Annotated in this window: 28 protein-coding genes and 1 pseudogene; 10 read left to right on the top strand and 19 right to left on the bottom strand. The window is 60.4% G+C overall.

Annotated elements, in window-relative coordinates:
• Positions 1-3: 3 nt before the first annotated feature.
• From C6382_RS17810 to C6382_RS17790, 5 genes are all read right to left on the bottom strand, one after another.
• Positions 4-348 carry a YciI family protein gene (locus C6382_RS17810; protein WP_038613614.1) on the bottom strand — a complete coding sequence of 115 codons (345 nt, stop codon included), beginning with the start codon at positions 346-348 and terminating at the stop codon, positions 4-6.
• A gap of 57 nt (positions 349-405) precedes the next feature.
• On the bottom strand, positions 406-840 hold the full coding sequence (locus C6382_RS17805; RefSeq protein ID WP_107025683.1) for a nuclear transport factor 2 family protein: 435 nt from the start codon (positions 838-840) through the stop codon (positions 406-408).
• Between the two features lie 99 nt (positions 841-939).
• Positions 940-1,431: a GyrI-like domain-containing protein gene (locus C6382_RS17800; protein WP_107025682.1), complete on the bottom strand. Its 492-nt coding sequence runs from the start codon at positions 1,429-1,431 to the stop codon at positions 940-942.
• A 215-nt stretch (positions 1,432-1,646) separates the two neighbouring features.
• Positions 1,647-2,303 (bottom strand): LysE family translocator, encoded by a 657-nt coding sequence (locus tag C6382_RS17795; RefSeq protein WP_107025681.1) that lies wholly within the window; start codon positions 2,301-2,303, stop codon positions 1,647-1,649.
• 84 nt (positions 2,304-2,387) lie between these two features.
• A complete protein-coding gene (locus tag C6382_RS17790; protein ID WP_107025680.1) occupies positions 2,388-3,341 on the bottom strand; it encodes a threonine dehydratase in 954 nt (317 codons plus the stop codon).
• Positions 3,342-3,428: 87 nt separating this feature from the next.
• Here C6382_RS17790 and C6382_RS17785 point away from each other — a divergent pair, with 87 nt between their 5' ends.
• The 3 genes and pseudogenes from C6382_RS17785 (at position 3,429) to ada (ending at position 6,078) form a co-directional block, all read left to right on the top strand.
• Positions 3,429-4,775, top strand: a complete 1,347-nt coding sequence (locus C6382_RS17785; RefSeq protein ID WP_107025679.1) for a PLP-dependent aminotransferase family protein — start codon at positions 3,429-3,431, stop codon at positions 4,773-4,775.
• Between the two features lie 42 nt (positions 4,776-4,817).
• Positions 4,818-4,940, top strand: a pseudogene (locus C6382_RS24410) (DNA-3-methyladenine glycosylase 2 family protein); the annotation flags it as partial.
• 76 nt (positions 4,941-5,016) lie between these two features.
• Positions 5,017-6,078, top strand: coding sequence for a bifunctional DNA-binding transcriptional regulator/O6-methylguanine-DNA methyltransferase Ada (ada, locus tag C6382_RS17775; protein WP_107025678.1), 1,062 nt, complete (start codon positions 5,017-5,019; stop codon positions 6,076-6,078).
• Positions 6,079-6,085: 7 nt separating this feature from the next.
• Here the strand turns inward: ada and C6382_RS17770 are convergent, their stop codons facing one another.
• Complete coding sequence (locus tag C6382_RS17770) at positions 6,086-6,343, bottom strand: DUF2790 domain-containing protein (RefSeq protein WP_107025677.1); 258 nt, start codon at positions 6,341-6,343, stop codon at positions 6,086-6,088.
• Positions 6,344-6,629: 286 nt separating this feature from the next.
• On the opposite strand from C6382_RS17770, the gene C6382_RS17765 reads away from it, so the two are divergent.
• Positions 6,630-7,082, top strand: a complete 453-nt coding sequence (locus tag C6382_RS17765; RefSeq protein ID WP_256589131.1) for a GNAT family N-acetyltransferase — start codon at positions 6,630-6,632, stop codon at positions 7,080-7,082.
• Here the strand turns inward: C6382_RS17765 and def are convergent.
• Both def and C6382_RS17755 read right to left on the bottom strand, forming a co-directional pair.
• Positions 7,034-7,573 (bottom strand): peptide deformylase, encoded by a 540-nt coding sequence (def, locus tag C6382_RS17760; protein WP_107025676.1) that lies wholly within the window; start codon positions 7,571-7,573, stop codon positions 7,034-7,036. The genes C6382_RS17765 and def overlap by 49 nt on opposite strands.
• Entirely contained in the window at positions 7,563-8,549 is a 987-nt protein-coding gene (locus tag C6382_RS17755; RefSeq protein WP_107025675.1) for a YihY/virulence factor BrkB family protein, read from the bottom strand. Before C6382_RS17755 ends, def begins: the two co-directional genes overlap by 11 nt.
• A gap of 282 nt (positions 8,550-8,831) precedes the next feature.
• On the opposite strand from C6382_RS17755, the gene C6382_RS17750 reads away from it, so the two are divergent.
• Positions 8,832-9,215, top strand: a complete 384-nt coding sequence (locus tag C6382_RS17750) for a hypothetical protein (protein ID WP_107025674.1) — start codon at positions 8,832-8,834, stop codon at positions 9,213-9,215.
• Here the strand turns inward: C6382_RS17750 and C6382_RS17745 are convergent, their stop codons facing one another.
• On the bottom strand, positions 9,216-10,052 hold the full coding sequence (locus C6382_RS17745) for a S1 RNA-binding domain-containing protein (RefSeq protein ID WP_107025673.1): 837 nt from the start codon (positions 10,050-10,052) through the stop codon (positions 9,216-9,218).
• A gap of 110 nt (positions 10,053-10,162) precedes the next feature.
• On the opposite strand from C6382_RS17745, the gene C6382_RS17740 reads away from it, so the two are divergent.
• The gene (locus C6382_RS17740; protein ID WP_107025672.1) at positions 10,163-11,032 is read left to right on the top strand and encodes a DUF6279 family lipoprotein; all 870 of its coding nucleotides are present in this window, start codon (positions 10,163-10,165) and stop codon (positions 11,030-11,032) included.
• Between the two features lie 32 nt (positions 11,033-11,064).
• Here the strand turns inward: C6382_RS17740 and aceK are convergent, their stop codons facing one another.
• Positions 11,065-12,786 (bottom strand): bifunctional isocitrate dehydrogenase kinase/phosphatase, encoded by a 1,722-nt coding sequence (gene aceK / locus C6382_RS17735; protein WP_107025671.1) that lies wholly within the window; start codon positions 12,784-12,786, stop codon positions 11,065-11,067.
• 186 nt (positions 12,787-12,972) lie between these two features.
• On the opposite strand from aceK, the gene C6382_RS17730 reads away from it, so the two are divergent.
• On the top strand, positions 12,973-13,863 hold the full coding sequence (locus C6382_RS17730; RefSeq protein ID WP_107025670.1) for a DMT family transporter: 891 nt from the start codon (positions 12,973-12,975) through the stop codon (positions 13,861-13,863).
• A 63-nt stretch (positions 13,864-13,926) separates the two neighbouring features.
• On the opposite strand, the gene C6382_RS17725 is transcribed toward C6382_RS17730, so the two are convergent.
• The 3 genes from C6382_RS17725 to cysK form a co-directional block, all read right to left on the bottom strand.
• Entirely contained in the window at positions 13,927-14,817 is an 891-nt protein-coding gene (locus tag C6382_RS17725; RefSeq protein ID WP_107025669.1) for a DMT family transporter, read from the bottom strand.
• Between the two features lie 405 nt (positions 14,818-15,222).
• A complete protein-coding gene (locus tag C6382_RS17720; protein WP_107025668.1) occupies positions 15,223-16,158 on the bottom strand; it encodes an aspartyl/asparaginyl beta-hydroxylase domain-containing protein in 936 nt (311 codons plus the stop codon).
• 162 nt (positions 16,159-16,320) lie between these two features.
• Positions 16,321-17,295, bottom strand: a complete 975-nt coding sequence (gene cysK, locus C6382_RS17715) for a cysteine synthase A (RefSeq protein WP_107025667.1) — start codon at positions 17,293-17,295, stop codon at positions 16,321-16,323.
• Positions 17,296-17,535: 240 nt separating this feature from the next.
• Here cysK and C6382_RS17710 point away from each other — a divergent pair, with 240 nt between their 5' ends.
• Both C6382_RS17710 and C6382_RS17705 read left to right on the top strand, forming a co-directional pair.
• A complete protein-coding gene (locus tag C6382_RS17710; protein ID WP_107025666.1) occupies positions 17,536-18,381 on the top strand; it encodes a MoxR family ATPase in 846 nt (281 codons plus the stop codon).
• Between the two features lie 17 nt (positions 18,382-18,398).
• Positions 18,399-19,577, top strand: a complete 1,179-nt coding sequence (locus tag C6382_RS17705) for a VWA domain-containing protein (RefSeq protein WP_107025665.1) — start codon at positions 18,399-18,401, stop codon at positions 19,575-19,577.
• A 63-nt stretch (positions 19,578-19,640) separates the two neighbouring features.
• Here C6382_RS17705 and C6382_RS17700 read toward each other — a convergent pair whose 3' ends face one another.
• Genes C6382_RS17700 through C6382_RS17685 form a run of 4 tightly spaced genes read right to left on the bottom strand, consistent with a single transcriptional unit; the run spans position 19,641 to position 23,323 of the window.
• Entirely contained in the window at positions 19,641-20,561 is a 921-nt protein-coding gene (locus C6382_RS17700) for a biotin-dependent carboxyltransferase family protein (RefSeq protein ID WP_107025664.1), read from the bottom strand.
• On the bottom strand, positions 20,558-21,262 hold the full coding sequence (gene pxpB, locus C6382_RS17695) for a 5-oxoprolinase subunit PxpB (RefSeq protein ID WP_107025663.1): 705 nt from the start codon (positions 21,260-21,262) through the stop codon (positions 20,558-20,560). The genes C6382_RS17700 and pxpB overlap by 4 nt, the downstream gene beginning before the upstream one ends.
• Positions 21,259-22,011: a 5-oxoprolinase subunit PxpA gene (locus C6382_RS17690; RefSeq protein WP_107025662.1), complete on the bottom strand. Its 753-nt coding sequence runs from the start codon at positions 22,009-22,011 to the stop codon at positions 21,259-21,261. The genes pxpB and C6382_RS17690 overlap by 4 nt, the downstream gene beginning before the upstream one ends.
• A 25-nt stretch (positions 22,012-22,036) precedes the next feature.
• Positions 22,037-23,323 carry an MFS transporter gene (locus C6382_RS17685; protein ID WP_107025661.1) on the bottom strand — a complete coding sequence of 429 codons (1,287 nt, stop codon included), beginning with the start codon at positions 23,321-23,323 and terminating at the stop codon, positions 22,037-22,039.
• A 143-nt stretch (positions 23,324-23,466) separates the two neighbouring features.
• Here C6382_RS17685 and C6382_RS17680 point away from each other — a divergent pair, with 143 nt between their 5' ends.
• Positions 23,467-24,378: a LysR family transcriptional regulator gene (locus tag C6382_RS17680; RefSeq protein ID WP_107025660.1), complete on the top strand. Its 912-nt coding sequence runs from the start codon at positions 23,467-23,469 to the stop codon at positions 24,376-24,378.
• Here C6382_RS17680 and C6382_RS17675 read toward each other — a convergent pair.
• Both C6382_RS17675 and C6382_RS17670 read right to left on the bottom strand, forming a co-directional pair.
• Positions 24,375-24,896: a DUF2937 family protein gene (locus C6382_RS17675; protein WP_107025659.1), complete on the bottom strand. Its 522-nt coding sequence runs from the start codon at positions 24,894-24,896 to the stop codon at positions 24,375-24,377. The two genes, C6382_RS17680 and C6382_RS17675, sit on opposite strands and share 4 nt — an antisense overlap.
• 10 nt (positions 24,897-24,906) lie before the next feature.
• The gene (locus tag C6382_RS17670; RefSeq protein ID WP_107025658.1) at positions 24,907-25,680 is read right to left on the bottom strand and encodes a class II glutamine amidotransferase; all 774 of its coding nucleotides are present in this window, start codon (positions 25,678-25,680) and stop codon (positions 24,907-24,909) included.
• Between the last annotated feature and the right edge of the window lies 1 nt (position 25,681).

The raw sequence follows: 25,681 nt of genomic DNA, 5'->3' as shown, positions 1-25,681 counted from the left end.
GTCTCAGGGTTGGAGCTCGCGGATCGGCCTCACCTCGATGCTGCCGACCCTGGCGGCAGGTATCCCCTTGGCAATGTTCAGGGCTTCGTTCAGGTCGCGGGCATCAACCAGATAGAAGCCGGCCAGTTGTTCCTTGGTCTCGGCAAAAGGCCCATCAGTCAGGCTCATGTGGCCACCGCGAACACGCACGGTGGTGGCAGTCTGCACCGGCTTGAGCGCCTCGGCGGCGAGCATCCGACCACTGCCCTGAATCGACTCGGCATAGGCCATGCATTCGGCATCGGCGGGGCTGTCGGGCAAGCTATGCAGCAGACTTTCTTCACAATAGACCAGGCAAAGGTATTTCATCGTCATCTCCACAGCAGATGCAAAGTGCAATTCGGCATAATCCTCGACGCTCTCAGTTCAAGGCTTGAGCGAGAACAGGGCGGCACCGGTTTCCATGTCGAATGGCGCCGACCAATGCTCATGAATCACCTTCCATTGCCCGCCGATGCGCTTGTAGCCGGCGGTTACGCGCATGTAGCAACTTTTATCCTCGCCGCCCTCCTCGCTGGCAGGACCACACCGATTGAGCCAGTGCGCCAGCGCCAGCTCCGGCGTTGCATGAATCTGCAGCTGCTCCATCTCGAAGATCATGTCGCCGGGGCAATGTTCCATGCAGGCTTGCCAGTGGGCCTGGTAAGCCGCTTTACCTTTGAACTGCAGTTCCTTGACGGCATCGAAGGCGACGATGTCATCGGCGTAAGGAGCGGTGATGGCGGGAATGTCCCGGGCGCGAACGGCTGGAATCCAGCGCTCGATCAGTTGGCGGACTTCGTTTTCGGCGGTGCTGTTCATGCTCGTGTCCTCTGCGATTCGACAAGGGTCAGGTGCCGAGCAAATCGGCACATTCACAGTTGGTCGAATGAGGACGCTGGGATTCGACAGGGCGGCGGACTATTTTTCGCTGCCCAGCGGCAGCCAGATTTCCATTACGCTGTGGCTGGCAAAAGGATCGAAGTCCTTGCCATAGCGTTCGAACTCCGGCGCCTGGGCAACGTGTTCACCCGATTGCGGTAACCAGTCGTTCCAAATGGCCTGGAACGTGGCTTTGAGGTTATCTAGGCTACCGTGGTGCTCGAACACGGCATAGCGCTGGGGCTTGAGTTCGACGTGCTGGAAGTCGGCTGGCGGCACCTCTAGCTCCGCCACCTGCACACCAGCGATGTAGTCAAAATTGCCGTTACCGTCGGCGTTGCAGCAAACGCCGTAGGTATGCTCCCCGACTTGCCCAGGAACCTTACCGATGTGCGGTTCGAAGCGTTGCCACAGTTGAGGAATTTCACTGATGGTGGACTGCGAGAAGCGACCACCGATACCGGCGATGGTGAAAGCATCGGCCTGCTCAAAGCGTACCGGCTGGACTGCAACTTGAATCGGAGTAGACATATCCTTTGCCTTATTTGAACCAAGAGCCCCTTGCGGGGCTCCTGGTGATTGTCATGGAAGGAAACCACTGCCTGCCGAACGTTTGGCGCGTTTGGCCGCACGTTTTTCTTCAGCGGTTTTCAGGGGCTTTTTCTTGGCCATTTTTTTCGCATCAAGACCTTTCATCTCGAAGATCCTCCGGCCTGACGGCACCTGCACACGGGTACCCCGACTGATTATAGACCCGCGGTGGCCGCTGGCACGGCGAGGATGAACTCACGGTAACCGGAAACAATCACATAAACCGCGAAGTAGCAGAATATCGCCGCCGAGAGCAGATAAGACCAGGTCAATAGGCGATCACCCAGCAAGCGTCCGCCATGACTGGCGATCAGGCACAACGACAGGCACCAGACTAGCCCTGCGACAAAGAATCCGCAAAGGAACAGCCCGGCCTCCATCATGCTGCCGCCACCGGAGCGCGAAATCAGCACACCGCCTACCGCCGCGAACCAGAGAATCGCGCTGGGCGAAGACATGGCCAGGAAGATCCCGCGCAAAAACTCCCGCCAGGACGACTCCACCACCACTTCACCGGGTTGCACATGGCCTTCGCCGCGCCATGCCGCCAGCAGCATCTTCACCGCGAACCACACCAGCATTAGCGACCCACCCAGCCACAGCACCCAACGCACGGTCTCGAACTGCAGCAACACGGTCATCCCGGCCAGGGCCGCCACCGCGTACAGCAGATCACCGACACAAGTCCCCAGGCCCAGCCAGAAACCCTGAAGAAACCCGCGCTGCATGGCCAGGGTGATCATGGCGATATTGGCGATGCCGATATCCAGGCACAGGGAGAGACTGAGGAGAAATCCGTTGGAAAAAGGCATTGGGCATTCCATAGACAGCGTTGAAGGCAGGCGCTATTAAAGCGGGAATCAGCGCCGTTGTATCGAAAGAAATTGCCCTTCGACTCAACCCGCCAACACCTGCGCATACCGCTGCCGATCGATATTGGCACCACTGAGCACCACGGCCACCTTGCGCCCGCGCTGGCGTTCGCGCTCCTGAATCAACGCAGTCAACCCCGCTGCGCCCGCGCCTTCAGCGGTGTTGTGAGTGTCTTCGTGGTAGATGCGTATTGCCTGGGCAATCTCCTCGTCGCTGACCCTGACGATCCGCGCTGCATGCTGGCGGATGATCTCGAAGGCTTCTGGCACCGGCATGCGGCAGGCCATGCCATCGGCAAAGGTATTGGCCGTGGCGGTGGTGACGATGCGGCCTTGTTCAACGCTCAAGGCAAAGGCATCGGCGGCGCTCGACACCACGCCAACGATCTCGGTGCGCAGGCCCAGCAGGTTGCGGGCCTGGATCAGCCCGCAGATACCCGAGCCCATGCCAATGGGCACATACACACAATCGAGATCCGCAACCGCTTCGAACAGCTCCAGGGCGTAAGTGGCCACACCGCGGACCAGTTGCGGGTGAAAGGACGGCACCATTTCATAGTCATGCTGTTGCGCCTGACGCGCGGCCTCTTCACGGGCCTGATCGAAATCGGCGCCGTATTCGATCAACTCCGCGCCCTGGGCGCGCATCGCCGCATTCTTCTCCCGCGAGTTACCTTGCGGCACCACGATGATGATCGGCAGCCCGGCGTTGCGCGCCGCCAGGGCCATGCTCTGCCCATGGTTGCCCCGGGTGGCAGTGACCAAACCACGCACCTGCGGCTTTTGCGCCAGCAGCCATTGCACATAGAGCAAACCACCGCGCACCTTGAACGCACCGGTCGGCGCATGATTCTCGTGTTTGACCCAGACTTCGCAGCCCAGCCGCTCGGCCAGCCGAGGCCAGGCATATTGAGCAGTGGCGGGCACACTGGCATGCACCAGACGGGCAGCCTCACGCAGGGCAGTCAGGTCGAACATGGAACACCTCGGCAGCAGTGGGTTTGACCTGATCCTAGCGCCGGGTCATTGTATGGGTAAAACCTTATATTGCATGGCCAACAATAAATGTGGACCCCTACCCTGCCTGACACTGGGCAACCCCGCTACCTGGCACTGGTCGATGCTATTGCCCAAGCCATCGAGCGCGGTGAACTGCAGGTCGGCGCCCGTCTGCCGCCACAACGGCGTCTGGCCTGGGCCCTCGGACTCAACCCCAGCACTACCCAGCAGGCCTACCGTGAGGCGGCGGCACGGCATTTGGTCAGCGGTGAAGTCGGGCGTGGCACCTACGTGCTGGCCGGTAGCAAAGAAGCCACGCTGTTTCAGCTGAAACAAAAAACTGCGCAGCCCAGCCTGATCGACTTGTCAACCAACGTGCCGGTGATCGATCCCGACAACCATGACATCGAACGCACCTTGCAGGCGCTGTTGGAGGATGGCGAGGTGCACAGCCTGGAACATTACCTGAGTGCCGACACGCTGCTACTGGCCCGCGTGCAAGGGGCTGCCTGGCTGGCCAAGCGTGGCTTGCAGGTCAACGCCAAGCAAGTGCTGTTGTGCGGCGGCGCCCAGCAAGGCCTGTTCAGCCTGCTGCTGTCGCTGTGCCAGGCGGGCGAGCCGGTGCTGGTCGAAAGCCTGACCGCCCCCGGCATCAAGGCCGCCTGCCGCCAGCTACGCCTGCCCCTGCATGGTATTGCCCTGGACCGCCAGGGTATCCTCCCCGACGACCTCGACCGCGTGGTACGGGCAACCGGCGCGCGGGTGGTGGTGCTCACGCCCAGCCTGCAAAACCCCACCGGTGCCTGCATGAGCCGCGAACGCCAGCAGGCCATTGCCGAGGTGGTGCATCGCCACGACCTGCTGCTGATTGAGGACGATGTCTACGGTGCGCTGACTGACCAGCCGCCTTTGTGGCCGTTGCTGGGCCAGCAGGGAATACTGATCAGCAGTCTGTCGAAGACCGTTGCAGCCGGCTTGCGCCTGGGCTGGATCGTCGCTGACCCGCTGCTGCTGGCCCGGATCGACCCGCACGCGCAGGCGACACACTGGCAGGTATCGCCACTGAACTTGCAGATCGCCAGCCGCTGGATCAGTGATGGTACAGCCAGCCGACGGCTGGCCTGGCAGCGTGCAGAAGTCGAACAGCGCTGGTGTCTGGCACGCAGGCTCCTCGGCAGTGAGCGGCTCTGTGGTCAACAGCCCTCGCCGCACATCTGGGTAAGTTGCACGGTGCCAGCACAAACACTGGTGCAACGCTGTCGAGCCAATGCGGTAGAGGTGGTCCCGGCCGACGTATTTACAGTAAAACAAGGCGACCTGGCGGCCGTTCGTATCAGCCTGTCTGCCGCCAGCAGCCGTGCGCAACTGAAGCAGGCGCTGGAGCGCGTGGCCCACGCCATGGAGAGACCATGAGTAACGTGTTCAACCAGGTCGAGCAATTGAAAGCCGGCGATGCGATTGCAAGGGCTGGAAACGCAGCCCTCTCGCCGCCAGATGATTGAACTCGGTCAGGCCTGGCGGCCTTACCGCACCATTGCCGCCTGGTACCTGTGGCGGGTGCCTAATCCGCGAGTTTGAACGCAAGACCCGGAGTTTTCTTCGCCGATGATCGCCTTAATCTGAACCTATCCCTACTTAGCAAGAGGTTCCCGGCATGCGCCAAGGCAAACCCCGCATCAGCGAAACCGACCCACGCTGGCAAGCGATCCTGGCCCGCGACCCGGCAGCCGACCGGGAATTTGTCTATGCCGTACGCACCACCGGTGTGTACTGCCGGCCCAGCAGCACCTCGCGCCTGCCGCGCATCGACAACGTCGAGTTCTTTGATACCCCGGCACAAGCCGAAGCCGCAGGCTATCGCCCGAGCAAACGGCGGGCGGCAGACCAGACGCTGATGGCCGAACAGCATCGCGCGCAAGTCACCCGCGCCTGCCTGTTGATTGAAAGCGCCGAGTCAGCGCCCAGCCTCAATCAACTGGCCGAGCAGTTGAACATGAGCCCTTTCCACTTTCATCGGGTGTTCAAGACCATTACCGGGGTAACGCCCAAGGCGTATGCCTCAGCCCATCGAGCAAGTAAGGTACGCAAGCAATTACGCCACTCCGACACCATCACTGATGCTCTGTACGAGGCCGGTTTCAATTCCAACAGTCGTTTTTACGAGTCCAGCAATGCACGCCTGGGCATGACCCCGGGCGCCTATCGGGATGGCGGCGCCAACATGGCTATCCGCTTTGCCATCGGTCAATGTTCATTGGGCGCGATATTGGTGGCACAAAGCGAACGCGGTATTTGCGCGATCCTCCTCGGCGATGATCCACAGGCACTACTGCACGATTTGCAGGACAAATTCCCCAAGGCCGACTTGCTTGGTGGCGATGCTGCCTTCGAAACGCTGGTGGCCCGAGTGGTGGGATTGATCGAGGTGCCGGGGATTGGCCTGGATTTGCCGCTGGACTTGCGCGGTACAGCCTTTCAGGAGCGGGTCTGGCAGGCCTTGCGGACAATCCCGGCGGGGACAACCGCCAGCTATGCCGAGATCGCTCAACAGATCGGCTCGCCCAAAGCGATGCGCGCCGTGGCCCAGGCCTGTGCGGCCAACGCCCTGGCGGTGGCCATCCCCTGTCACCGGGTGGTGCGCAGCGACGGCAACCTCTCGGGCTACCGTTGGGGCGTTGAGCGCAAGCGCCAGTTGCTGGAGCGTGAGCGCCGATAAGGCGCGATCAACCGTTGGTGCAACCGTTACCCATGGCGCGGTACTCAAGGGTATGACGCTGACCTTGATGATCTTCGTAGACCATGGTCGCCGGCACGATTTCACAGACATTAGGAATAGTCGACAGACTGATAACCTTGGCAATATCCAGGTTGGTCGAATAATCGTACTGCTGAACGACTGGCTGAGCACTGGCAGTGCTAACTTCGTCAGCCAGGGCAAAAGAAGAAACACCGACAAGGGCAAGTACAAGTAAACTTTTCATAACAATAAGCCTGCAAAGCAATCAAACTAATCGATTGACTTCATTGGCCAACAGCGGCGCGGAGAAGTTGTTACATCAGACACGAAGGACATAACACGAAGTACCGGTCCCACTGTTACTTTTTTGTGGGGACAAACATAGTTTACAAGTTGCCCGACACGGTTAAATCCCTGAACCGAACATTCACTGTTACCAAACCTGCAACAATAGCTCAAGGCTTTCACCCTCGACACGTTGCTGCTGTCGGTGTAAAAGCCCGGACCAGAGCTCCTGCCGGACAATCGCCGTGACCACCTTACGCTACTGCCTGCTGACCGGCCCCGAGCGGCCACTGCTGAATAAATTCTACAAAACCCAGGGTTCGTCCATGCGCGCAGCCGCTCAAGGGCAGCTCTGGGTAGCTCGTGCGGAGGAAATCGTCGCGGCGTTGTGCCTGACCCCGGTACCCGGCGGCGACTGGCTGACCGGGTTATGGGTGGCGCAAAACTGGAGAGGCCGAGGGATTGCCCGCTACTTGATCGAGACGGCCATGCACAGCAGCGAGGGTACGACCTGGCTGTTCTGCCATCCCGACCTCGTACCCTTCTACCAGCGCCAAGGCTTCACACCCTGCACTGAGCTACCTGCCCCGCTGGCCGAACGTCTGGTGCGTTACCAACGCAGCAAGACACTCTTGGCAATGGCCCGGCCTCAATCGTCGCCGGCAGGATCCAGCCCGGGAAACAACACCTCGGTGTAGCCGAACTTGTTGAAGTCGTGGATACGCGATGGGTACAAGCGCCCTATCAGGTGATCGCATTCATGCTGCACCACCCGCGCATGAAAGCCCTCGGCAAGCCGATCGATCACCTGGCCGTGCGGGTCGATACCCTGATAACGAATACAGCGAAAACGCGGCACCACACCGCGCAGGCCCGGCACGGACAGGCAGCCTTCCCAGCCATCTTCCACTTCTGTACCGACGGGCGTGATCAGCGGATTGAGCAGGATGGTCTGCGGCACCGGCTCGGCATCCGGATAACGCTCGCTGCGCTCGAAGCCGAAAATCACCAGTTGCAGGTCAACACCGATCTGCGGCGCGGCCAGGCCAACGCCGCCGACATGGTGCATGGTCTCGAACATGTCGGCAATCAACTGCTCCAGCTCGGTACTGCCGATCAGGTGCTGCGGTACCGGTGGGGCGATGCGCAGCAAGCGCTCGTCGCCCATTTTCAGAATGTCACGAATCATGGGATGTACGACTCAAGGGTTCACCTTCCGGCGTGGCCAGGTGATCGAGCGAGTGATCGCGTCCCAACCCGGAAACATGCTTTTTATCATGCTCGTGGGGGGTGTCACCGGCTTGTTTATCACCCGGATTCTTGCCTTCGGCAGACATATGCTCAATCACCGCGTTCATCTCTGCTCCTAATAACAAAACCGCAGCAGAAATATAGAAGTACAACAGCAGAATGATGATCGCACCAATACTGCCATACATGGCATTGTAGTTGGCGAAGACCTTGACGTAATAACCGAAGCCCAATGAAGCGATGATCCACACCACGACGGCCAGCACCGAGCCCGGGGTGATAAAACGAAACTCCTGTTTAACATCCGGCATCACGTAATAGATCAACGCCACCGCCATCATCATCAAAATAATGATCGCCGGCCAGCGCAGTATCGTCCACACCGTGACAATGAATTCCTGCATGCCGATCTGCGAGGCAATCCATTCCATCACCTGCGGCCCCAGCACCATCAAGGCTGCGCTGACCAGCAACATGCCGGCGATGCCCACGGTATAAATCACCGACAAGGGAAAGCGCTTCCACACCGGGCGGCCTTCGACCACATCGTAGGCCGCATTCATCGCGCTCATCATCAACCGCACGCCCGCCGACGCCGTCCACAAGGCGATGACAATACCCACCGAGAGCAGGCCGCCCTTGGACTGCTGCAACTGGTCGATCACCGGGTTGACTTGCTCCAGGGCCTGGGGCGGCAACACCAGCTCCGACTGCAGGCGCAGCCAGGAAAAAAAGTCCGGCAGGTGCAGGAAGCCGATCAGCGCGATCAGGAACAACAGGAAGGGAAACAGCGAAAACAGCATCTGGTAGGCCAATGCCGAGGCATAGGTAGACATCTCGTCATCGAGAAACTCCTTGACGGTGCGCACCAGCACGCGATGCAACGGCAAGCCGCGCAGGTCGGGAAAAATCATAGCGTCTCCTTGCGCCGCTCGAGGGACATGAGCTCGGCTCCTCACTAAGGTCTGCATTGAAGTCTAAACGACGATCGACGCCAAGTAGCCGTTGATTGCCACTTATGAGCGCTCTCCTGAAAGGAACTAACACGCTACCAACGTAAAGGTATGTGGACCCATGGCCTTGCTCTGGAGTTTCAAATGCTTATCAAGCGATTGCAGCATTGCGACGCCGCTTTATGTTTCACCGCATTGCCAGCACAATAGTCGACCTTTCAAGCGTCACCCGTAGGAACCTGCATGAAACTCGACAAACCCGCCGCCATCGCCCGTCGCAACCTGGAGCTGGAAAAACCGGTGCTCGCCAGCGACAACACCCTGTTCGCCGTGCTCGACAGCAAGCGCAGCCTGTGGTGGTTCGATGTGCCGGTGAAACTGGTATTGCGCAAAGGGGCGGCCGACTGGGTCAACCTGCTGCTGCACACGCCCGAGACCGACGAGCTGCAGCATTTGAAGGTACCGGTGAATTTCCTCAAAGCCCATCTGGAGAAGATGGAAGTGCGCCACCCCGGCAAGCGGCGCTCGACCATCAGCCTGGCCCTGAGCGCCGACCGCGACTCACTGCTCCAGGACCTGCGCCCAGGTGGCGAAAACCTGAGCTTTTCAGGCTTTCGCCAGGTCTGATCAGACCAGTTCGATGCGGTCAGCGTGGATGACGATGCGGCCATCCTTGTACAAGGCGCCGATGGCCTTCTTGAAGTTGCCCTTGCTGACCCCGAACATATCGCTGATCAGTTGCGGGTCGCTCTTGTCGCTGACCGGCAGCACGCCGTTGGCGTCCTTGAGCTTGGCGAGGATCTTGTCATTCAGGCTATTGGCCAGGTCCTGACCAATCGGCTGCAGGCTCAGGGCAATCTTGCCGTCGCTGCGCAGCTCCTTGATGTAACCCTTCTCCTGCTTGCCCGAACGCAGGAACTTGAACACCTCGTTCTTGTGGATCAAACCCCAGTGTTTGTTGTTGATGATCGCCTTGAAGCCCATCGGAGTTTCTTCGACCACCAGCAGATCAACCTCCTGGCCGACCTTGTAGGTCGCCGGCACCTTGTCCAGGTAGCGGTCCAGACGTGCGGTGGCGGTAATGCGGCGGGTGCGCTTGTCCAGGTAGGCATGCACTACGCAGTATTCGCCGGCTTTCATCTGGCGCTTTTCTTCGGAGTACGGCATCAACAGGTCCTTGGGCAGGCCCCAGTCGAGGAAGATGCCGATGCTGTTGATTTCCTTGACCTTGAGGCTGGCGAACTCACCGACCTGCAGCTTGGTCTTTTCGGTGGTTGCGATCAGCTTGTCTTCACTGTCCAGGTAGACGAAGACGTTCAGCCAATCTTCGACCTCGGTGGGCGTGTCCTTGGGGATGTAGCGGTTAGGCAGGAGGATTTCGCCATCCGCGCCGCCGTCCAGGTACAGGCCGAAGTCCGTGTGTTTCACGATTTGCAAACTGTTGTAACGCCCAACTAAAGCCATTTCCGGAAATCCTCTTTGCGAGGCCGGCATTCTACACCCAACCGGCAAAAGGAACCGTAATCAGCCATGCTGTTCTATAAAGACAAGCAAGCCACTGCAAGGATTCGCTCATGTACGCCTGCCTGTACAAGTCCCTGCGCCCCTTCCTGCTCCTGCTCGTCCCTGCCCTGCTGGCCGTGGCTTGCAGCCGCATTGACCTGGCCTACCGCAACCTTGATGTACTGGTGCCGTGGTCGCTCAACGACTATCTGAACATGAACCGCCAGCAAAAGGCCTGGCTCAATCAGCGCCTGAAACAGCACCTGGCCTGGCATTGCCGCACACAATTGCCGGGATACCTGACCTGGATCGATGAAGTCCGACAGATGGTCGTCAACGGCCAGGTCACCGATCAGCAAGTGCAGGCCCGCACGCAAGAAGTGAAACAGGCCATCGCCAGGGTGACGGATCAGATCACTCCGTCTGCGGCGCAGTTGCTTCGGGCCATGGACGACGAACAGGTGCGCGAGATGCGCCAGGCCTTTACTGCGGACATTCATGAACGTCAGGCCAGGCTTGTCAAAACACCCCTGGCCAGGCAGATCGCGGCGCGCGCCGAACGCATGGAGAAGCGCCTGACGCCCTGGCTGGGTGAGCTTAGCCCGCAGCAGCAATTGCGTATCATGGCCTGGTCACAAGGCCAGGGTGAGCAGAGCCGTGAGTCGGTCGCCAATCGGGCGAACTGGCAGGCGCATTTCAGTGAGGCCATGGAGCAGCGCAAAAGTGATGGTTTCCAGTCACGCCTTGAACAACTGCTGAAAAACCGCGAAACCCTGTGGACCCCGGAGTACCGCCAGGCCAGTCAGCACAGCGAACAGGCAGCCCGGCAGCTGTTGGTTGATCTGATGGCCCAGAGCAGCGAACAGCAGCGCCGGCACCTGGAGCAGAAGCTGAGCCAGGTGCGCAAAGATTTCAGTGTGCTCAAGTGTATGCAGGGTTAGGCCGGGGGGCGGGCTTGTCCCGCGATGCTTTTTCAGCATTCACGCGCCTTGCGCCGGTAAGGGAACACATCAATCACCTTACCGCCCCGAATCGCCCCCTGCAGGCTCTTCCAGTAATCGGCGTCGTACAGCTCACCATGCAACTGGCTGAACAGGCGCCGCTGCCCGCTGTCGGCAAACAGGAACGGCGGAAATTCTTCGGGAAACACGTCGAGCGGACCAATCGAATACCAGGGTTCACCGGACATCTCGTCTTCGGGATAGCGCGGTGGCGGGATGTAGCGAAAGTTGACCTCGGTGAGAAAACAGATTTCGTCATAGTCGTAAAACACCACCCGACCATGGCGGGTAACGCCGAAGTTCTTCAACAACATATCGCCGGGGAAGATATTCGCCGCCGCCAGCTGCTTGATGGCCAGACCGTAATCTTCCAGCGCTTCACGTACCTGGGCATCGTTGGCGCTTTCCAGGTAGAGGTTGAGTGGAGTCATCCGCCGCTCGGTCCAGCAGTGGCGCACCAGCACGGTGTCGCCTTCCACCTGTACCGTCGAAGGCGCCACCTCCAGCAACTCGGCCAGGCACTCGGGCTCAAACTTGCTCAAGGGGAAACGGAAGTCGGAAAACTCCTGGGTATCGGCCATGCGCCCGACACGGTCAACGCTTTTCACCAAGCGGTACTTCTCGATCACCGTGGCGCGATCGACACTCTTGGACGGCGAGAAACGGTCCTTGATGATCTTGAACACCGTGTTGAAGCCCGGCAGGGTGAACACGCTCATAACCATGCCGCGCACGCCAGGCGCCATGATGAAACGGTCGTCGGTGCTGGCCAGGTGATTGATCAGGGCGCGGTAGAACTCCGACTTGCCGTGTTTGTAGAAGCCGATCGAGGTATACAGCTCGGCGATGTGCTTACCCGGCAGGATGCGCTTGAGAAAGCTGACAAAGTCGGCCGGTACCGGCACATCGACCATGAAATAAGAACGGGTGAAGGAAAAGATGATCGATACCTCGGCCTCATCAGTGATCAGCGCGTCGATCTCGATGCCGTGGCCTTCACGGTGCAACAAAGGGATCACCAGCGGCCACTGCTCATCCTGGGTATACAGGCGCCCGACCAGGTAAGCGCCTTTATTGCGGTACAACACAGGCGTAAACAATTCCACGGCCAGCGCAGGGTCCTTGCATACCCAATCCGGCAGGTTTTCGCGTAGCTGCCCTTCGAGCCGGGCCAGGTCGCCCGCAAGGTTGCCATAGCCGACGTCGAAGCAATAGTCGTCGAAGACTTGCGCCAGCATGCTGGCCAGGCCGCCCTGGGGCCGGTAGGTACGAGTCTGGGCTGCGCGCTCGTGGCTGCGCAACGAGGGCCGGGTGGTATGGATGAACATGCAGCCATCGCTGATCAGGTCGTGACTGAACAGGCTGCAGAAGATCGAGTTGTACCAGGTCTCTGACAGTTCATCGTCCAGACGCGGGTCGATCAGGCCGATATAAGCGCTTTTGACCAACGGCCACTGCTCTACCTCCAGCAACACCTCGGCGTTGAATGCCTGATGCAACCAAATGCTGACCTCGCTGACCTTTTCCTCATACAGGTTGATCCGCGCCGCCGAGGCGCTCTGGGTCTGTTGCCACAGAGCCTGCTCGAAGCGGGCGCGGGCGCCGATGGTGATCTGGCGAAAATGCTCACGGTAATCGTCGAAGCCATCGAGGATCATCCGGGCGATATCGGCGGCCGGCCAGTGCTGGGGCATACATCAGACCTCTGCGGGAATGTCGAAGCCTGAGCTTAGCCAGTCACCGAAGTCAGGGAAAGCCTGGTGACAGGGGTGTATCGGCCAAACTCACAACTTGAAGAATTCCAGCGCAAGAAAGGGAGAGAGCCGACCAAGGCTTCTGGCGTAAACTCGCGCCCCGCCCCAAAGGACCCGGAGAGCCCCATGAGCCCCATCGCTGTCACCCGCCTATTGATTCTTGCCGCTGTCTGGGGGGCCAGCTTTCTGTTCATGCGCATCATCGCGCCAGTGCTCGGTACTGTGCCAACCGCCTTCTTCCGCGTCTCGATTGCCTGCCTCGGCTTGCTGGTGATTCTCGCCCTGCTGCGGGTGCGCTGGGACTTTAACGGCAAGCTCAAGGCTTGCCTGGTGCTGGGCATGATCAACTCGGGGATTCCGGCGACGCTTTACTCAGTAGCGGCGCAAGTACTGCCGGCCGGTTACTCCGCCATTTTCAATGCCACCACCCCACTGATGGGGGTGTTGATCGGCGCGCTGTTTTTCCGCGAGCCAATGACCCTGGCCAAGCTCAGTGGCATCTTCCTCGGTTTGTTCGGTGTCGGCATTCTCAGCGGTGCAGGTCCGGTAACGTTTGATCACCAGCTACTGCAGGGCGCCCTGTCATGCCTGGCGGCAACCACCTGCTATGGCTTTGCCGGCTATCTGGCACGGCGCTGGCTTGATCATCAGGGCGGTCTCGACAGCCGGCTGTCAGCCTTGGGCAGCATGATGGGGGCGAGCTTGTTGCTGTTACCGCTGTTTGGCTACAGCGTGGTGACCCAACCACCGGCGAGCTGGGGCGGCTGGGACGTCTGGCTGTCATTGCTGGGCTTGGGCCTGGTGTGTACGGCATTTGCCTACATCCTCTATTTCCGTCTGCTCAGCGAAATCGGCCCGGTCAAGGCCAGCACCGTGACCTTCATGATCCCGGCCTTTGGTGTGCTCTGGGGGGCCTGGCTACTGGATGAGCCACTGTCGATGGCGCATCTGTATGGTGGGGTGTTGATTGCTGTGGCGTTGTGGCTGGTGCTCAAGCCGGCGGCGGTTCGCGCCTGATCGCGGGGCAAGCCCGCTCCACCGGATCGGTAGGAGCGGGCTTGCCCCGCGATTTAGCGGATGTTAATCAGCCTGAAGTTGCGCCGCTGTTACCGCTGGCTTGCGAAACACGAACAGCAGGCCAATCACAATCAGCCCCATACCCAACAGGCTCAGCGCCGCCAGGCGGTTACCGAAGATCAGGTAGTCCATGACTGCCGTCACTGCGGGCACCAGGTAGAACAGGCTGGTGACGTTGACCAGGTTGCCCTTGGCAATCAGCCGGTACAGCAGCAGCGTCGCCAGCAGCGAGACCACCAGCCCCATCCACAGCAAAGCGCCGATGAAACTGCCAGTCAGTTCGACCTGCAGCGGCTGCAACGGCGCAAACAGCGCACACATCAGCAACCCGGCAATGTACTGCAGCGGCAAGGTACCCATAGGGTTGCTGGTGATGCGCTTTTGCATGATCGAACCAAAGGTCATGCTCGCCAGTGCCAACAACGCAAAGAGCATCCCGATCAGGGAGACCCCGCCCAGGTTAATCCCTTGAAAGACCACCATGATCAGCCCGCTCAAGCCCAGGCCCAGGCCAAACAAGCGGCTCCAGGAACGCTGACGTTCCATCAACACCACGGTGAGGATAGGTTGCACGCCCATGACCGTAGCCATGACGCCGGGGGTCACCTGGGTGTTCAGCGCCAGCAGGTAGAAGATCTGGTAGGCACCGAGCAGCACACAACCGGTGGCCAGCGCTTGCAGCACCGCCGCCCGACCACGCGGCCAGCGCAACGTGAGCAACGGCGCGAGCAGCAGCAGACCGCACAGGGCCAGGGCTGAACGCATCAGCAGGAAAGCAAAGGGGCTGGCATGGGCCAGGCCCAGCTTGGAGACGATCGCCCCGCTACTCCAGAGCAGGACGAACAGGCTGGTAGTGGCCGCCGAGGCCACGGATTCTTTCGATAGAGCAAACATGAATGCCACCTGTAATTCGGGCAGATAAGCCGAACGGTGCTGCCCGTTATGGGCAACCAACCGTATTCAGTAGGGTGCAGGTGTGACGGGACGCAGCGATTGGCCGCTTAGCCCGGCACTACCACGCCTGGTGGTGCGACAACGCACACAACCACGCTACTGACAGGTGGTGGGTAGTGACTGATCATGGCCGGCTGCTGATTCCCACGCACGTCGACAACCGCGTCGGGCGCGGTAGCGAATACGGTGCTGAGTGGGGAAGCTGGCATGAGCAGGTCTTCGGTGAGGTGAAGTGGGTTTGACTATAGCGGTGAGTTTATCGCGGGGCAAGCCCGCACCACCAGGACTGTAATCATCCCGGTGGGAGCGGCGGTGCGACGACTCGACTTGCCCCGCGATGCAGTCTCAGAACAACCAGTGATACAACAGATAAGCCGCCACCACCGCCAGCACCGGACGCAACACCCGGTAAGCCTTGGGGTTGGCGCGCTTGAACTGCTTGACCTGGCTGCTGATGACATTGCTGAAGCGCTTGCTCCAGGCATAGGCCCGGTTGATCCCGCCAACACGTTCGTCATCGGTGTTCTGCGGCGCGGTGGCACGGCCAAGGAAGGTGCTGACCTTGCGGTTGATGCAGCTCATCAGCGGGCTGTTGAGCGGACGCTCGACGTCGCAGAAGAGGATCACCCGGGTAGTCTCGGTTTCGTTTTTCACCCAGTGCACGTAAGTTTCATCAAACATCACATCATCACCGTCGCCCCACGCATAAGCCTGGCCATCGACGTAGATTCGGCAGTTGTCGGAGTTTGGCGTCGACAGGCCCAAGTGGTAACGCAGGGAACCGGCGAACGGATCACGGTGCGGGTTGAGGTGGCTGCCACCGGGCAACAGGGCAAACATCGCTCCTTTGACGCTGGGGATGCTGTTGACCAGTTCGACGGTCTTCGGGCACAGCACTTGCGCCGAGGGTAGCGCTTTGTCGTACCACTTCAGGTAGAAACGCTTCCAGCCCTTCTTGAAGAACGAACCGAAGCCAGCGTCGTTGTCTTTCTCGGCGGCGCGGATGTAACCCTCGTCGAACAGGTGCAAGGCCTCTTCACGGATAACTTCCCAGTTGTCCTTGAGTACATCAAGCTCGGGAAAACGGTTGCGATCCAGGTAGGGTTTGGAGGGCACGCCGGAGAACAGGTACATCAAGGCGTTATACGGGGCGAACAGCGCCGAATGGTTGACGAACTGGCGCAACATTGGCAAACGCGCCTTGCCGCGCAGGTGAACAAACAGCGTACTGCCAAAAAACAACAGCAATACACTTGCCTTGGCGACAAAGGAAAAGCTCATGCAACACTCCTTGAAATCAAGACTCGGCAATCTATGCCTGTTTACGCGACCATCATAAAGGGATACAGCCTCTGCAAAAATATCCGCTGCCAGTATTCAGTGTTAAGGATTGTGCAATAAACCCCGGCGCAAAAAATTGCACCGGGTCAGCCTGCAAACGCGTTACTGCTGGTTTTCCTGATCGGTGAACAGGTCGCTGAAGAGCATGCTCGACAGGTAGCGTTCCCCGGAATCGGGCAGGATCACGACGATGGTCTTGCCTTGCATTTCAGGTTTTTCCGCCAGGCGCACCGCCGCTGCCATCGCCGCGCCGGAGGAAATCCCGCAGAGGATCCCCTCCTCCTGCATCAGGCGCAGAGCCATGACTTTGGACTCCTCGTCACTGACCAGTTCAACCTGGTCGACCATGCTCAGGTCGAGGTTCTTCGGTACAAAGCCGGCGCCGATACCCTGGATCTTGTGCGGGCTGGGCTTGATCTCCTGTCCGGCCAACGCCTGGGTGATCACCGGCGACACCAGCGGCTCGACCGCCACGGAAAGGATTGCCTTGCCCTGGGTCTGCTTGATATAGCGGGAAACCCCGGTAATGGTGCCACCGGTACCGACCCCGGCGACCAGCACATCGACCGCGCCGTCAGTGTCATTCCAGATTTCCGGACCGGTGGTCTTTTCGTGGATCGCCGGGTTGGCCGGGTTATCGAACTGCGCTGGCATGAAGTACAGGGCCGGATCACTGGCGAGGATTTCAGCGGCCTTTTCGATCGCCCCTTTCATGCCCTTGGCGGGCTCGGTCAAGACCAGTTCGGCGCCCAAAGCCTTGAGCACCTTGCGCCGCTCGATGCTCATCGACGCCGGCATGGTCAGCAGCAACTTGTAGCCGCGCGCGGCAGCAACAAAGGCCAGGCCGATGCCGGTATTGCCCGAGGTGGGTTCGACTATGGTCATTCCCGGCTTGAGCTTGCCGCTGCTTTCCGCGTCCCAGATCATGTTCGCGCCGATCCGGCATTTGACCGAATAACCCGGGTTGCGCCCTTCGGTTTTGGCCAGAATGGTCACGCCGCGCGGGGCGATGCGGTTGATCTGGACCAGCGGCGTATTGCCGATGGAATGCGCGTTGTCAGCAAAGATACGGCTCATGACGGGGGTCCTTTTAGCACCGGTGCAGAAAACTTCAAGGGTAAGCCTGCCTCCAGGGTGAGTCCACCCCTGATACGTCCGGCAATACCCTCGCCCTGACCAGGTCACCAAGTGACGCTCCATTCAGAGACTGAATAGAGCGTCTGCGTTCCCAGTCAAGCAAAGCCCGCGTTATAGTCGGGCATGACAATTTTTCTGCCAGGGGCCATGTACCCCGGCACTACGTTAGAGGATCGGTTCATGAAGTTCGAAGGCACCAGCACCTACGTCGCCACAAACGACCTGAAACTGGCAGTCAACGCGGCGATCACCCTGGAGCGACCACTGCTGGTCAAGGGCGAGCCCGGCACCGGCAAGACCATGCTCGCCGAACAGTTGGCCGAATCCTTTGGCGCCAAGCTGATCACCTGGCACATCAAGTCGACCACCAAGGCCCACCAGGGCCTCTACGAGTACGATGCGGTCAGCCGCCTGCGTGACTCGCAACTGGGCGTGGACAAGGTCCACGACGTGCGCAACTACTTGAAGAAAGGCAAGCTCTGGGAGGCGTTCGAATCCGAGGAACGGGTGATTCTGCTGATCGACGAAATCGACAAGGCCGACATCGAGTTCCCCAACGACCTGTTGCAGGAACTGGACAGGATGGAGTTCTACGTCTACGAGACCGACGAGACGATCAAGGCCAAGCAGCGCCCGATCATCATCATTACCTCGAACAACGAGAAAGAGCTGCCCGACGCCTTCCTGCGCCGTTGCTTCTTCCACTACATCGCCTTCCCCGACCGCGACACCCTGCAGCAGATCGTCGATGTGCACTACCCGAACATCAAGAAAGACCTGGTCAGCGAAGCGCTGGACGTGTTCTTCGACGTGCGTAAGGTACCGGGCCTGAAGAAAAAGCCGTCCACCTCGGAACTGGTCGACTGGCTCAAGCTGCTGATGGCCGACAACATCGGCGAAGCCGTGCTGCGTGAGCGCGATCCGACCAAGGCCATCCCGCCGCTGGCCGGCGCGCTGGTGAAAAACGAACAGGACGTGCAACTGCTCGAGCGTCTGGCCTTCATGAGCCGTCGCGGTAATCGCTGAGCCCGGGGGCAATTGCCATGCTGCTCAATCTGTTCAATGAAATGCGCGCGGCCAAGGTACCCGTGTCGGTGCGTGAGCTGCTTGATTTGCTCAATGCGCTCAAGCAACGGGTGACCTTTGCCGACATGGACGAGTTCTACTTCCTGTCGCGAGCGATCCTGGTCAAGGACGAACGGCATTTCGACAAGTTCGACCGGGCCTTTTCCGTCTACTTCAAGGGCCTTGAAAACCTCAATCAGCACCTGGAAGCGCTGATTCCCGAAGACTGGCTGCGCAAGGAATTCGAGCGTTCGCTGAGCGACGAGGAGCGCGCGCAGATCCAGTCCCTGGGTGGCCTGGACAAGCTGATCGAAGAGTTCAAAAAGCGTCTGGAAGAACAGAAGGAACGCCATGCCGGTGGCAACAAGTGGATCGGCACCGGCGGTACCAGCCCGTTCGGTTCGGGGGGTTACAACCCCGAGGGGATTCGCGTCGGCGATGCCGGCAAGCGTCAGGGCAAGGCGGTCAAAGTCTGGGACCAGCGCGAGTACAAAAACCTCGATGATCAGGTCGAACTGGGCACGCGCAATATCAAGTTGGCCCTGCGCCGCTTGCGCAAGTTCGCGCGCCAGGGCGCGGCCGAAGAGCTGGATATCGACGGTACCATCGACCACACCGCCCGCGATGCCGGCCTGCTCAACATCCAGATGCGCCCGGAGCGGCGTAACAGCGTCAAGTTGCTGCTGCTGTTCGACATCGGCGGCTCGATGGACGCTCATGTGAAGATCTGCGAAGAGTTGTTCTCAGCCTGCAAGACCGAGTTCAAGCACCTGGAGTACTACTACTTCCACAACTTCGTCTATGAGTCGGTGTGGAAGAACAACCTGCGCCGCACTTCCGAGCGCACCTCGACCATGGACCTGCTGCACAAGTACGGTGCCGACTACAAAGTAGTGTTCGTTGGCGATGCGGCCATGGCACCCTACGAGATCACCCAGCCGGGCGGTAGCGTCGAACACTGGAACGAAGAAGCCGGCTATGTGTGGATGCAGCGCTTCATGGAGAAGTACAAGAAGCTTATCTGGATCAACCCTTATCCCAAGGACACCTGGGGGTATACCGCGTCGACCAACATCGTTCGCGAGTTGATCGAAGACCGGATGTTTCCATTGACCTTGCGCGGGTTGGAGGAAGGGATGCGGTTTTTGTCCAAGTGACACTATCGCGGGGCAAGCCCACAGGGTTTAGATCCTTCCTGTGGGAGCGGGCTTGCCCCGCGATCAGTCCTCAAACCGCTGCAAATAATCCCGCTGCTCCCGCCAGGCCGTTTCCTGCACTACCGGCCTGAACCTGACCACACTCCCCGGCAACCGCTGTGCTAACCGTGCCAACGCCAACGGCGTCAGCGCCCCCAGACGCGGATAGCCGCCAATGGTCTGGCGATCATTGAGCAGCACAATCGGCTGCCCATCCGGTGGCACCTGCACCGCCCCCAGCGGAATTCCCTCGGAAATCATCGGCGCGCCCTGATACTGCAAGGCAGGGCCCAGCAAACGCATGCCCATGCGGTCGGCGCGGCTATCCAGGGTCCAGTCGCGGTTGAACGCCTCAAACAGACTGATGCCGCTGAAATCGCCGATCTGCGCGCCCAGTACCAGATCGAGTGCGCTGTTGTCAGTCAGGTCTGGCCGCAATCCCTCAGGCACTGTTTTCAGCCCTGGAGCAGTCCCGCGGTATTCGAGCTGTTGCCCCTTGGCCAGCGCTGAACCCAGTCCATCCAGTCCGCCCAGCTCCTCACGCACAACACTGGCACAACTGCCCAGCACCTGCGGCGCAGCAAAACCTCCAGGCGCGGCCAGATAGGCCCGAGCGCCCTGCAATGGCTGGTTAAGGCGCAGACGCTGGCCTCGGCTCAGGGTAAAGCTGGACCAGGGTTTGAGCGGCTCACCGTCGATTCGCGCATCCAGGTCGGCGCCGGTCAGCGCCAGACAGCAATCCTGCTCGGCGACCAGGCTGAAGCCTCCCAGGGTCACTTCCACCACCGCAGCCTCGCCAGGGTTGCCCAGCAGCCAGTTGGCCCAGCGCATCGAGACCCAGTCCAGCGCCCCGCCCTGGGTCACGCCCAGATGGCGCACGCCAAAACGTCCGGCATCCTGCAACAGGCACAGCGGTGTGCTGGCCTCGATCGACAAGCGGCTCATACCAAGGCCTCCAGCGGGGTATCGTCGCCGCCCAGGTTGATGAAGGTGGCGCGATCCACGGCGACGAAGCGCACCCGGTCCCCCGGTTGCAACAGGCTGTAGCCGTCACGTGCACGGTCAAAGAGTTTGCTCGGGGTGCGGCCGATCAGGTTCCAGCCACCCGGAGAGACTGCCGGATAGGCCGCGGTCTGGCGCTCGGCGATGCCGACGCTGCCTGCCGCCACGCGCTTGCGCGGAGTGGCCAGGCGCGGCGCGGCCAGGGCTTCTTCTACCAGGCCCATGAAGGCAAAACCAGGAGCGAAGCCAAGGGCGAACACCTGATACTCGCGTTCACTGTGCCGACGCACGATGTCAGCCACCGAGGTAGCGCAACGCTCGGCCAACAGACTCAGTTCCGGTCCGACACTCAGGTCGTACCACACCGGGATCTCGTGCTGGCACCCGCCGCTGCCGTTATCCGGCTGCAGGTTTTCCAGCGCTTCGCGAATCAAGGTGCGGGCCTGGTCCGGCGACAGTTGCAGCAGGTCGAAATGCACCATCAGCGTGGTGTAAGACGGCACCAGGTCAAGCAGATGCCCGGCGAACACCGCGCGCAAGCGCTGACTGGCCGCGAGCATCCAGGGCATATTGGCTTCATCGATGGCGTCGAACAGGCGCACCATCAGGCAGTCGATGGCCACCGTTTCAATGCGGTAGCTCATGACGTCACCAGGGCATCAAGGGCCTGGCGAATCTGCTGCACCGCCGCGACCGAGCTTTCGTTGTCGCCATGTACGCACAAGGTCTGAGCCTGCAGGCGCAACTCGCTACCGTCTATGGCAATCAACGGCTCGCCACGGGCCAGACGCAGGGCCTGGTCAACGATCCGTGCCGGATCATGATGCACCGCGCCCGGCAAGCGCCGCGAGACCAGATGGCCGGCGGCATCGTAGGCGCGGTCAGCAAAGGCTTCGAACCACAAGGTAACGCCGTACTCGTCACCCAGGGCCTGGGCAGCACTGTTGTCGGCCGTGGCCATGAGCATCAGCGGCAACTGCCGGTCATAGCTGACCACCGCTTCAAGTACAGCGCGCAGCTTGAGCGGATCAGCCATCATGTCGTTGTACAGCGCGCCATGGGGTTTGACGTAAGCAATCCGAGCGCCCTGGGTCCGGCAGATGCCATCCAGCGCACCGATCTGATAGTGCAGCAAGTCGCGGATTTCCTCGGCGCTGCAGGCCATGGAACGGCGGCCGAAGCCGGCCAGATCCTGGTAAGCCGGGTGGGCACCGATCTGGACATTGCTGGCGATGGCCAGGGCCACCGTCTTGCGCATGATGCCCGGATCCCCGGCATGGAAACCGCAGGCGATGTTGGCGCAATCCACAAAGGGCATGACCTGGGCGTCCAGGCCCATGGTCCAGCTGCCAAAACTCTCACCCATATCGCAATTCAGTAGCAGGCGGCTCACGTCTGTAACTCCTTCCGGCTCGGCCTTAATGGGCTTCAAGTTCTTTGCCACGGGTTTCCGGCAGGCTCAGCGCCGCCAGGATCACCACCCCATAGGACACCGCTGCAAAAGCGCCGATACCCAGGCCCAGCGGCACCTTCTGGCTAAGCATACCAATCAGCAGCGGGAAAAACGCCGCCAGAGCCCGTCCGATGTTGTAGCAGAAGCCCTGCCCCGAACCGCGGATACGGGTAGGAAAAAGTTCGGTGAGAAAAGCCCCCATACCGCTGAAAATACCCGAGGCGAAGAAGCCCAGCGGGAAGCCCAGCCAGAGCATCACACCATCGCTGACCTGCATCTGGGTATACAGCAGGACGATGATGAACGAACCCACGGCGAACAGGATGAAGTTCTTTTTGCGTCCCAGCAGGTCAGTGAGATAAGCGCTGATCACGTAGCCGATGTACGAACCGAAAATCACCATGGCCAGGTAGCCACCGGTGCCAAGCACACTCAGGCCGCGCTCGTTCTTGAGGAAGGTCGGCAGCCAGGAGGTGATCGCGTAGTAACCGCCCAGCGCACCGGTGGTCAGCAGCGAAGCACGGATGGTGGTGAAGAGCATGCCAGGGGCAAAAATCTCATAGAAATGCGACGGTGCTTCGGTTTTTTCCGCAGCCTTGGCCTGGCGGTAGATTTCCGGGTCTTTGACCAGACGGCGGACGAAAATCACGAATACCGCAGGCACGATGCCCAGCAGGAACAGCGCGCGCCAGGCGTCTTCTGGCGGCAGCAGGGTGAACAGCACGGCGTAGAGAATCGCCGTCAGACCCCAGCCGATGGCCCAGCCAGACTGCACCATGCCCACCGCCTTGCCGCGATCCTTGGCGCGGATGACCTCGCCGATCAGCACCGCGCCAGCGGTCCATTCGCCGCCGAAACCGAAGCCCATCAGGGTACGAGCGATCAACAGTTGTTCATAGTTCTGAGCGAAGCCGCAGAGGAAGGTGAAAAAGGCGAACCACAGCACCGTCAGTTGCAGGGTGCGTACCCGGCCAATACGATCGGAGAGGATGCCGGCGATCCAGCCGCCCAGCGCCGAGGCGATCAGGGTACTGGTGTGAATCAACCCGGCTTCGGCGGTGGTGATGCCCCACAGCGCGATCAGGGTGGGGATGACGAAGCTGAGCATCTGGGTGTCCATGCCATCCAGGCCGTAGCCGATCTTGCAGCTCCAGAAGGTCCGTCGTTCCTGCTTGTTGATGTTGCGGTACCAGTCGAAAGGTCCCGCCACTGAACTGGATTTGACCTGTTGCTGCACGCCCGATGGGTTCATGGTTGCCTCAGCTTGTTGGTATTGTTTTAAAGGCGGCGATCTTTGTCGCAACCGTGACCGACATTTTTCGATGGCCTTGTGTTGGCGTCCAACGAGAAAAACCAGCGGTCTGGCATAAGAAAAAATTGATCAGTGAGCGCACCATGAACCTCAAGTTCCTCGAAACCTTTGTCTGGGTGGCCCGACTCAAGAGCTTTCGCCTGACCGCGGAAAAGCTCTTCACCACCCAGGCGTCGATCTCCAGCCGCATCGCCGCGCTTGAGGCCGACCTTGGGGTCAAGCTGCTGCTGCGCGATTCACGCGGGGTCAGTCTGACGCCCGAAGGCAGCAAGGTCCTTGAGTACGCCGAGCAGATGCTCGACACCGCCAAAGCGCTCAAACAATCGCTGGACAGCGACCGGGCCAAGGTCGGTCGAATACGCCTGGGGGTGATGGACACCGTGATCCACACCTGGATGAGCCCGCTGGTCTCGGAACTGATGGAGCGCTACCCCCAGGTAGAAATCGAACTGGTCGCCGATACTGCGCTCAATTTGCGCGAACAGCTGCAAAAAGGCTTCCTCGATGTGATCCTGCAAACCGACCTGCTACGCCAGGAATCGATCCGCAGCCTTGACCTGGCGCGCTACCCCATGGGCTGGATTGTCGCCAGCCAGTCGATCTACAACCGCGACTATGCCTCGCTCGCCGAGCTTGCCCGTGAGCGCATCGTAACCTTTTCGAAAAACTCCCGGCCGCACCAGGAAGTGCTCAGCCTGCTGCAGGCCGAAGGCGTCAGCGCCCCGCGCCTGAACTGTGTGAACTCGGTGGCGGCGATCACCCGCTTGCTGCGTGACGGCTTCGGCATCGGCGCCCTGCCGCCTGCGCTGGTCAGCGAAGAACTGGCCAGGGGTGAACTGACCTTGCTGCCGCTGGCGCAACAACCACCGAGCCTGGAGCTGGTGGTGGCCTGGCAGACCGGAGTCGAGCTGGTCGATGAAGTGGTGGCGCTGTGTCGCAATGTGCTTGAACGCTACGCCGCCAATGCCGGGCCCGAGCGGATCAAGCTGGTCTAGCGCCAGCTCTCAGTCACCGGTTTGCGCCGTCCGCCAAGCACTACCCAGCCAATCAGCAACAACAGGCTTTCCACCAGCAGCGCCAGCAGCAAGGCACAGCTCAGGCCCCAGGCCAGCGCCTCGGGAGCCAGAAGAATCTGGTAGCTGTAGCCGTTGAGGGTTTCTTCGCGCAGCTGGCTGTCGGCGCGCACCAGCACATGCCAGGTCCGTTCCAGCCAAGGCCCCTGGAGGATCTGCCACTCGCGCTCGAATTGGCGATTGCGGATCAACAGGCTGTCGATGCTGTTGGCATCGCTGTTGAACACCGGATCGTCGCTGCTGCGGTAGTGACGTACCAGCGCTTGCAAATCGCCATTGAAGAAACGCCTGGCGGTGGCCTCAAAGCCCTTGAGCCCCTCACGAGACTCCAGCAGGTGCGCCTCGACCCGCTGGCTGTAGTCATTGATCAGGCCAGGTATCTGCACACCCACCAGCAACCCGAAGGTGAACAGCAGCAACCGCAGGTAACTTCTGAACATGGACTATCCCTTAGCGTTGCCCTTGGGCGATACATTCACCACGGCGCCACAGGCCCCATTGGCCGGGCTCGTAGCGCTGCCAGGTTTCGTTCTCGGTCAGCGCCTCGGTGGCAATCACCGTGACCACGTCATTCGGGGTGGTCTCGGCCTGGAAGTCGACGATCATGTCGACGTCCTTGAGGCGCGCCGGGCCGAACGGTGCCCGGCGGGTGATATGCACAAGCTTGGTCGAGCAGAAACAGAACAGCCAGTCGCCATCGCTGAGCAGGCAATTGAAAACGCCCTTGCCACGGTACTCGGCACAGGCCTCGACCAGCACCGGCAGCAGCACCTCAACCGGCACCGGCTCCGGGAATGCCTCGCGTACGCGGTTGAGCAGGTCGCAGAAGGCCGCTTCGCTATCGGTGTCGCCAATCGGCCGATAAAAGCTGGCCTGACCCTGGAACTGGCCAAGCTGACCGTTATGGGCGAAACACCAGTTACGCCCCCACAACTCGCGAACAAACGGATGAGTGTTGGACAGGCAGACCTTGCCGACATTCGCCTGGCGAATGTGGCCGATCACCACCTCGCTCTTGATCGGGTAACGCTGGACCAGATTGGCCACTTCCGACTCGCAGCTCGCCGCCGGGTCCTGGAACAAACGCAGGCCACGGCCTTCGTAGAAGCCAATACCCCAGCCATCCCGGTGCGGCCCCGTGCGCCCGCCTCGTTGCATCAGCCCGGTGAAGCTGAAGACAATATCGGTCGGCACATTGGCACTCATGCCCAGTAGTTCACACATG

It is taken from the genome of Pseudomonas sp. BBP2017, assembly GCF_003024385.1.
Lineage (GTDB): Bacteria > Pseudomonadota > Gammaproteobacteria > Pseudomonadales > Pseudomonadaceae > Aquipseudomonas.
This window is presented reverse-complemented; position numbering and strand designations above follow the sequence as displayed.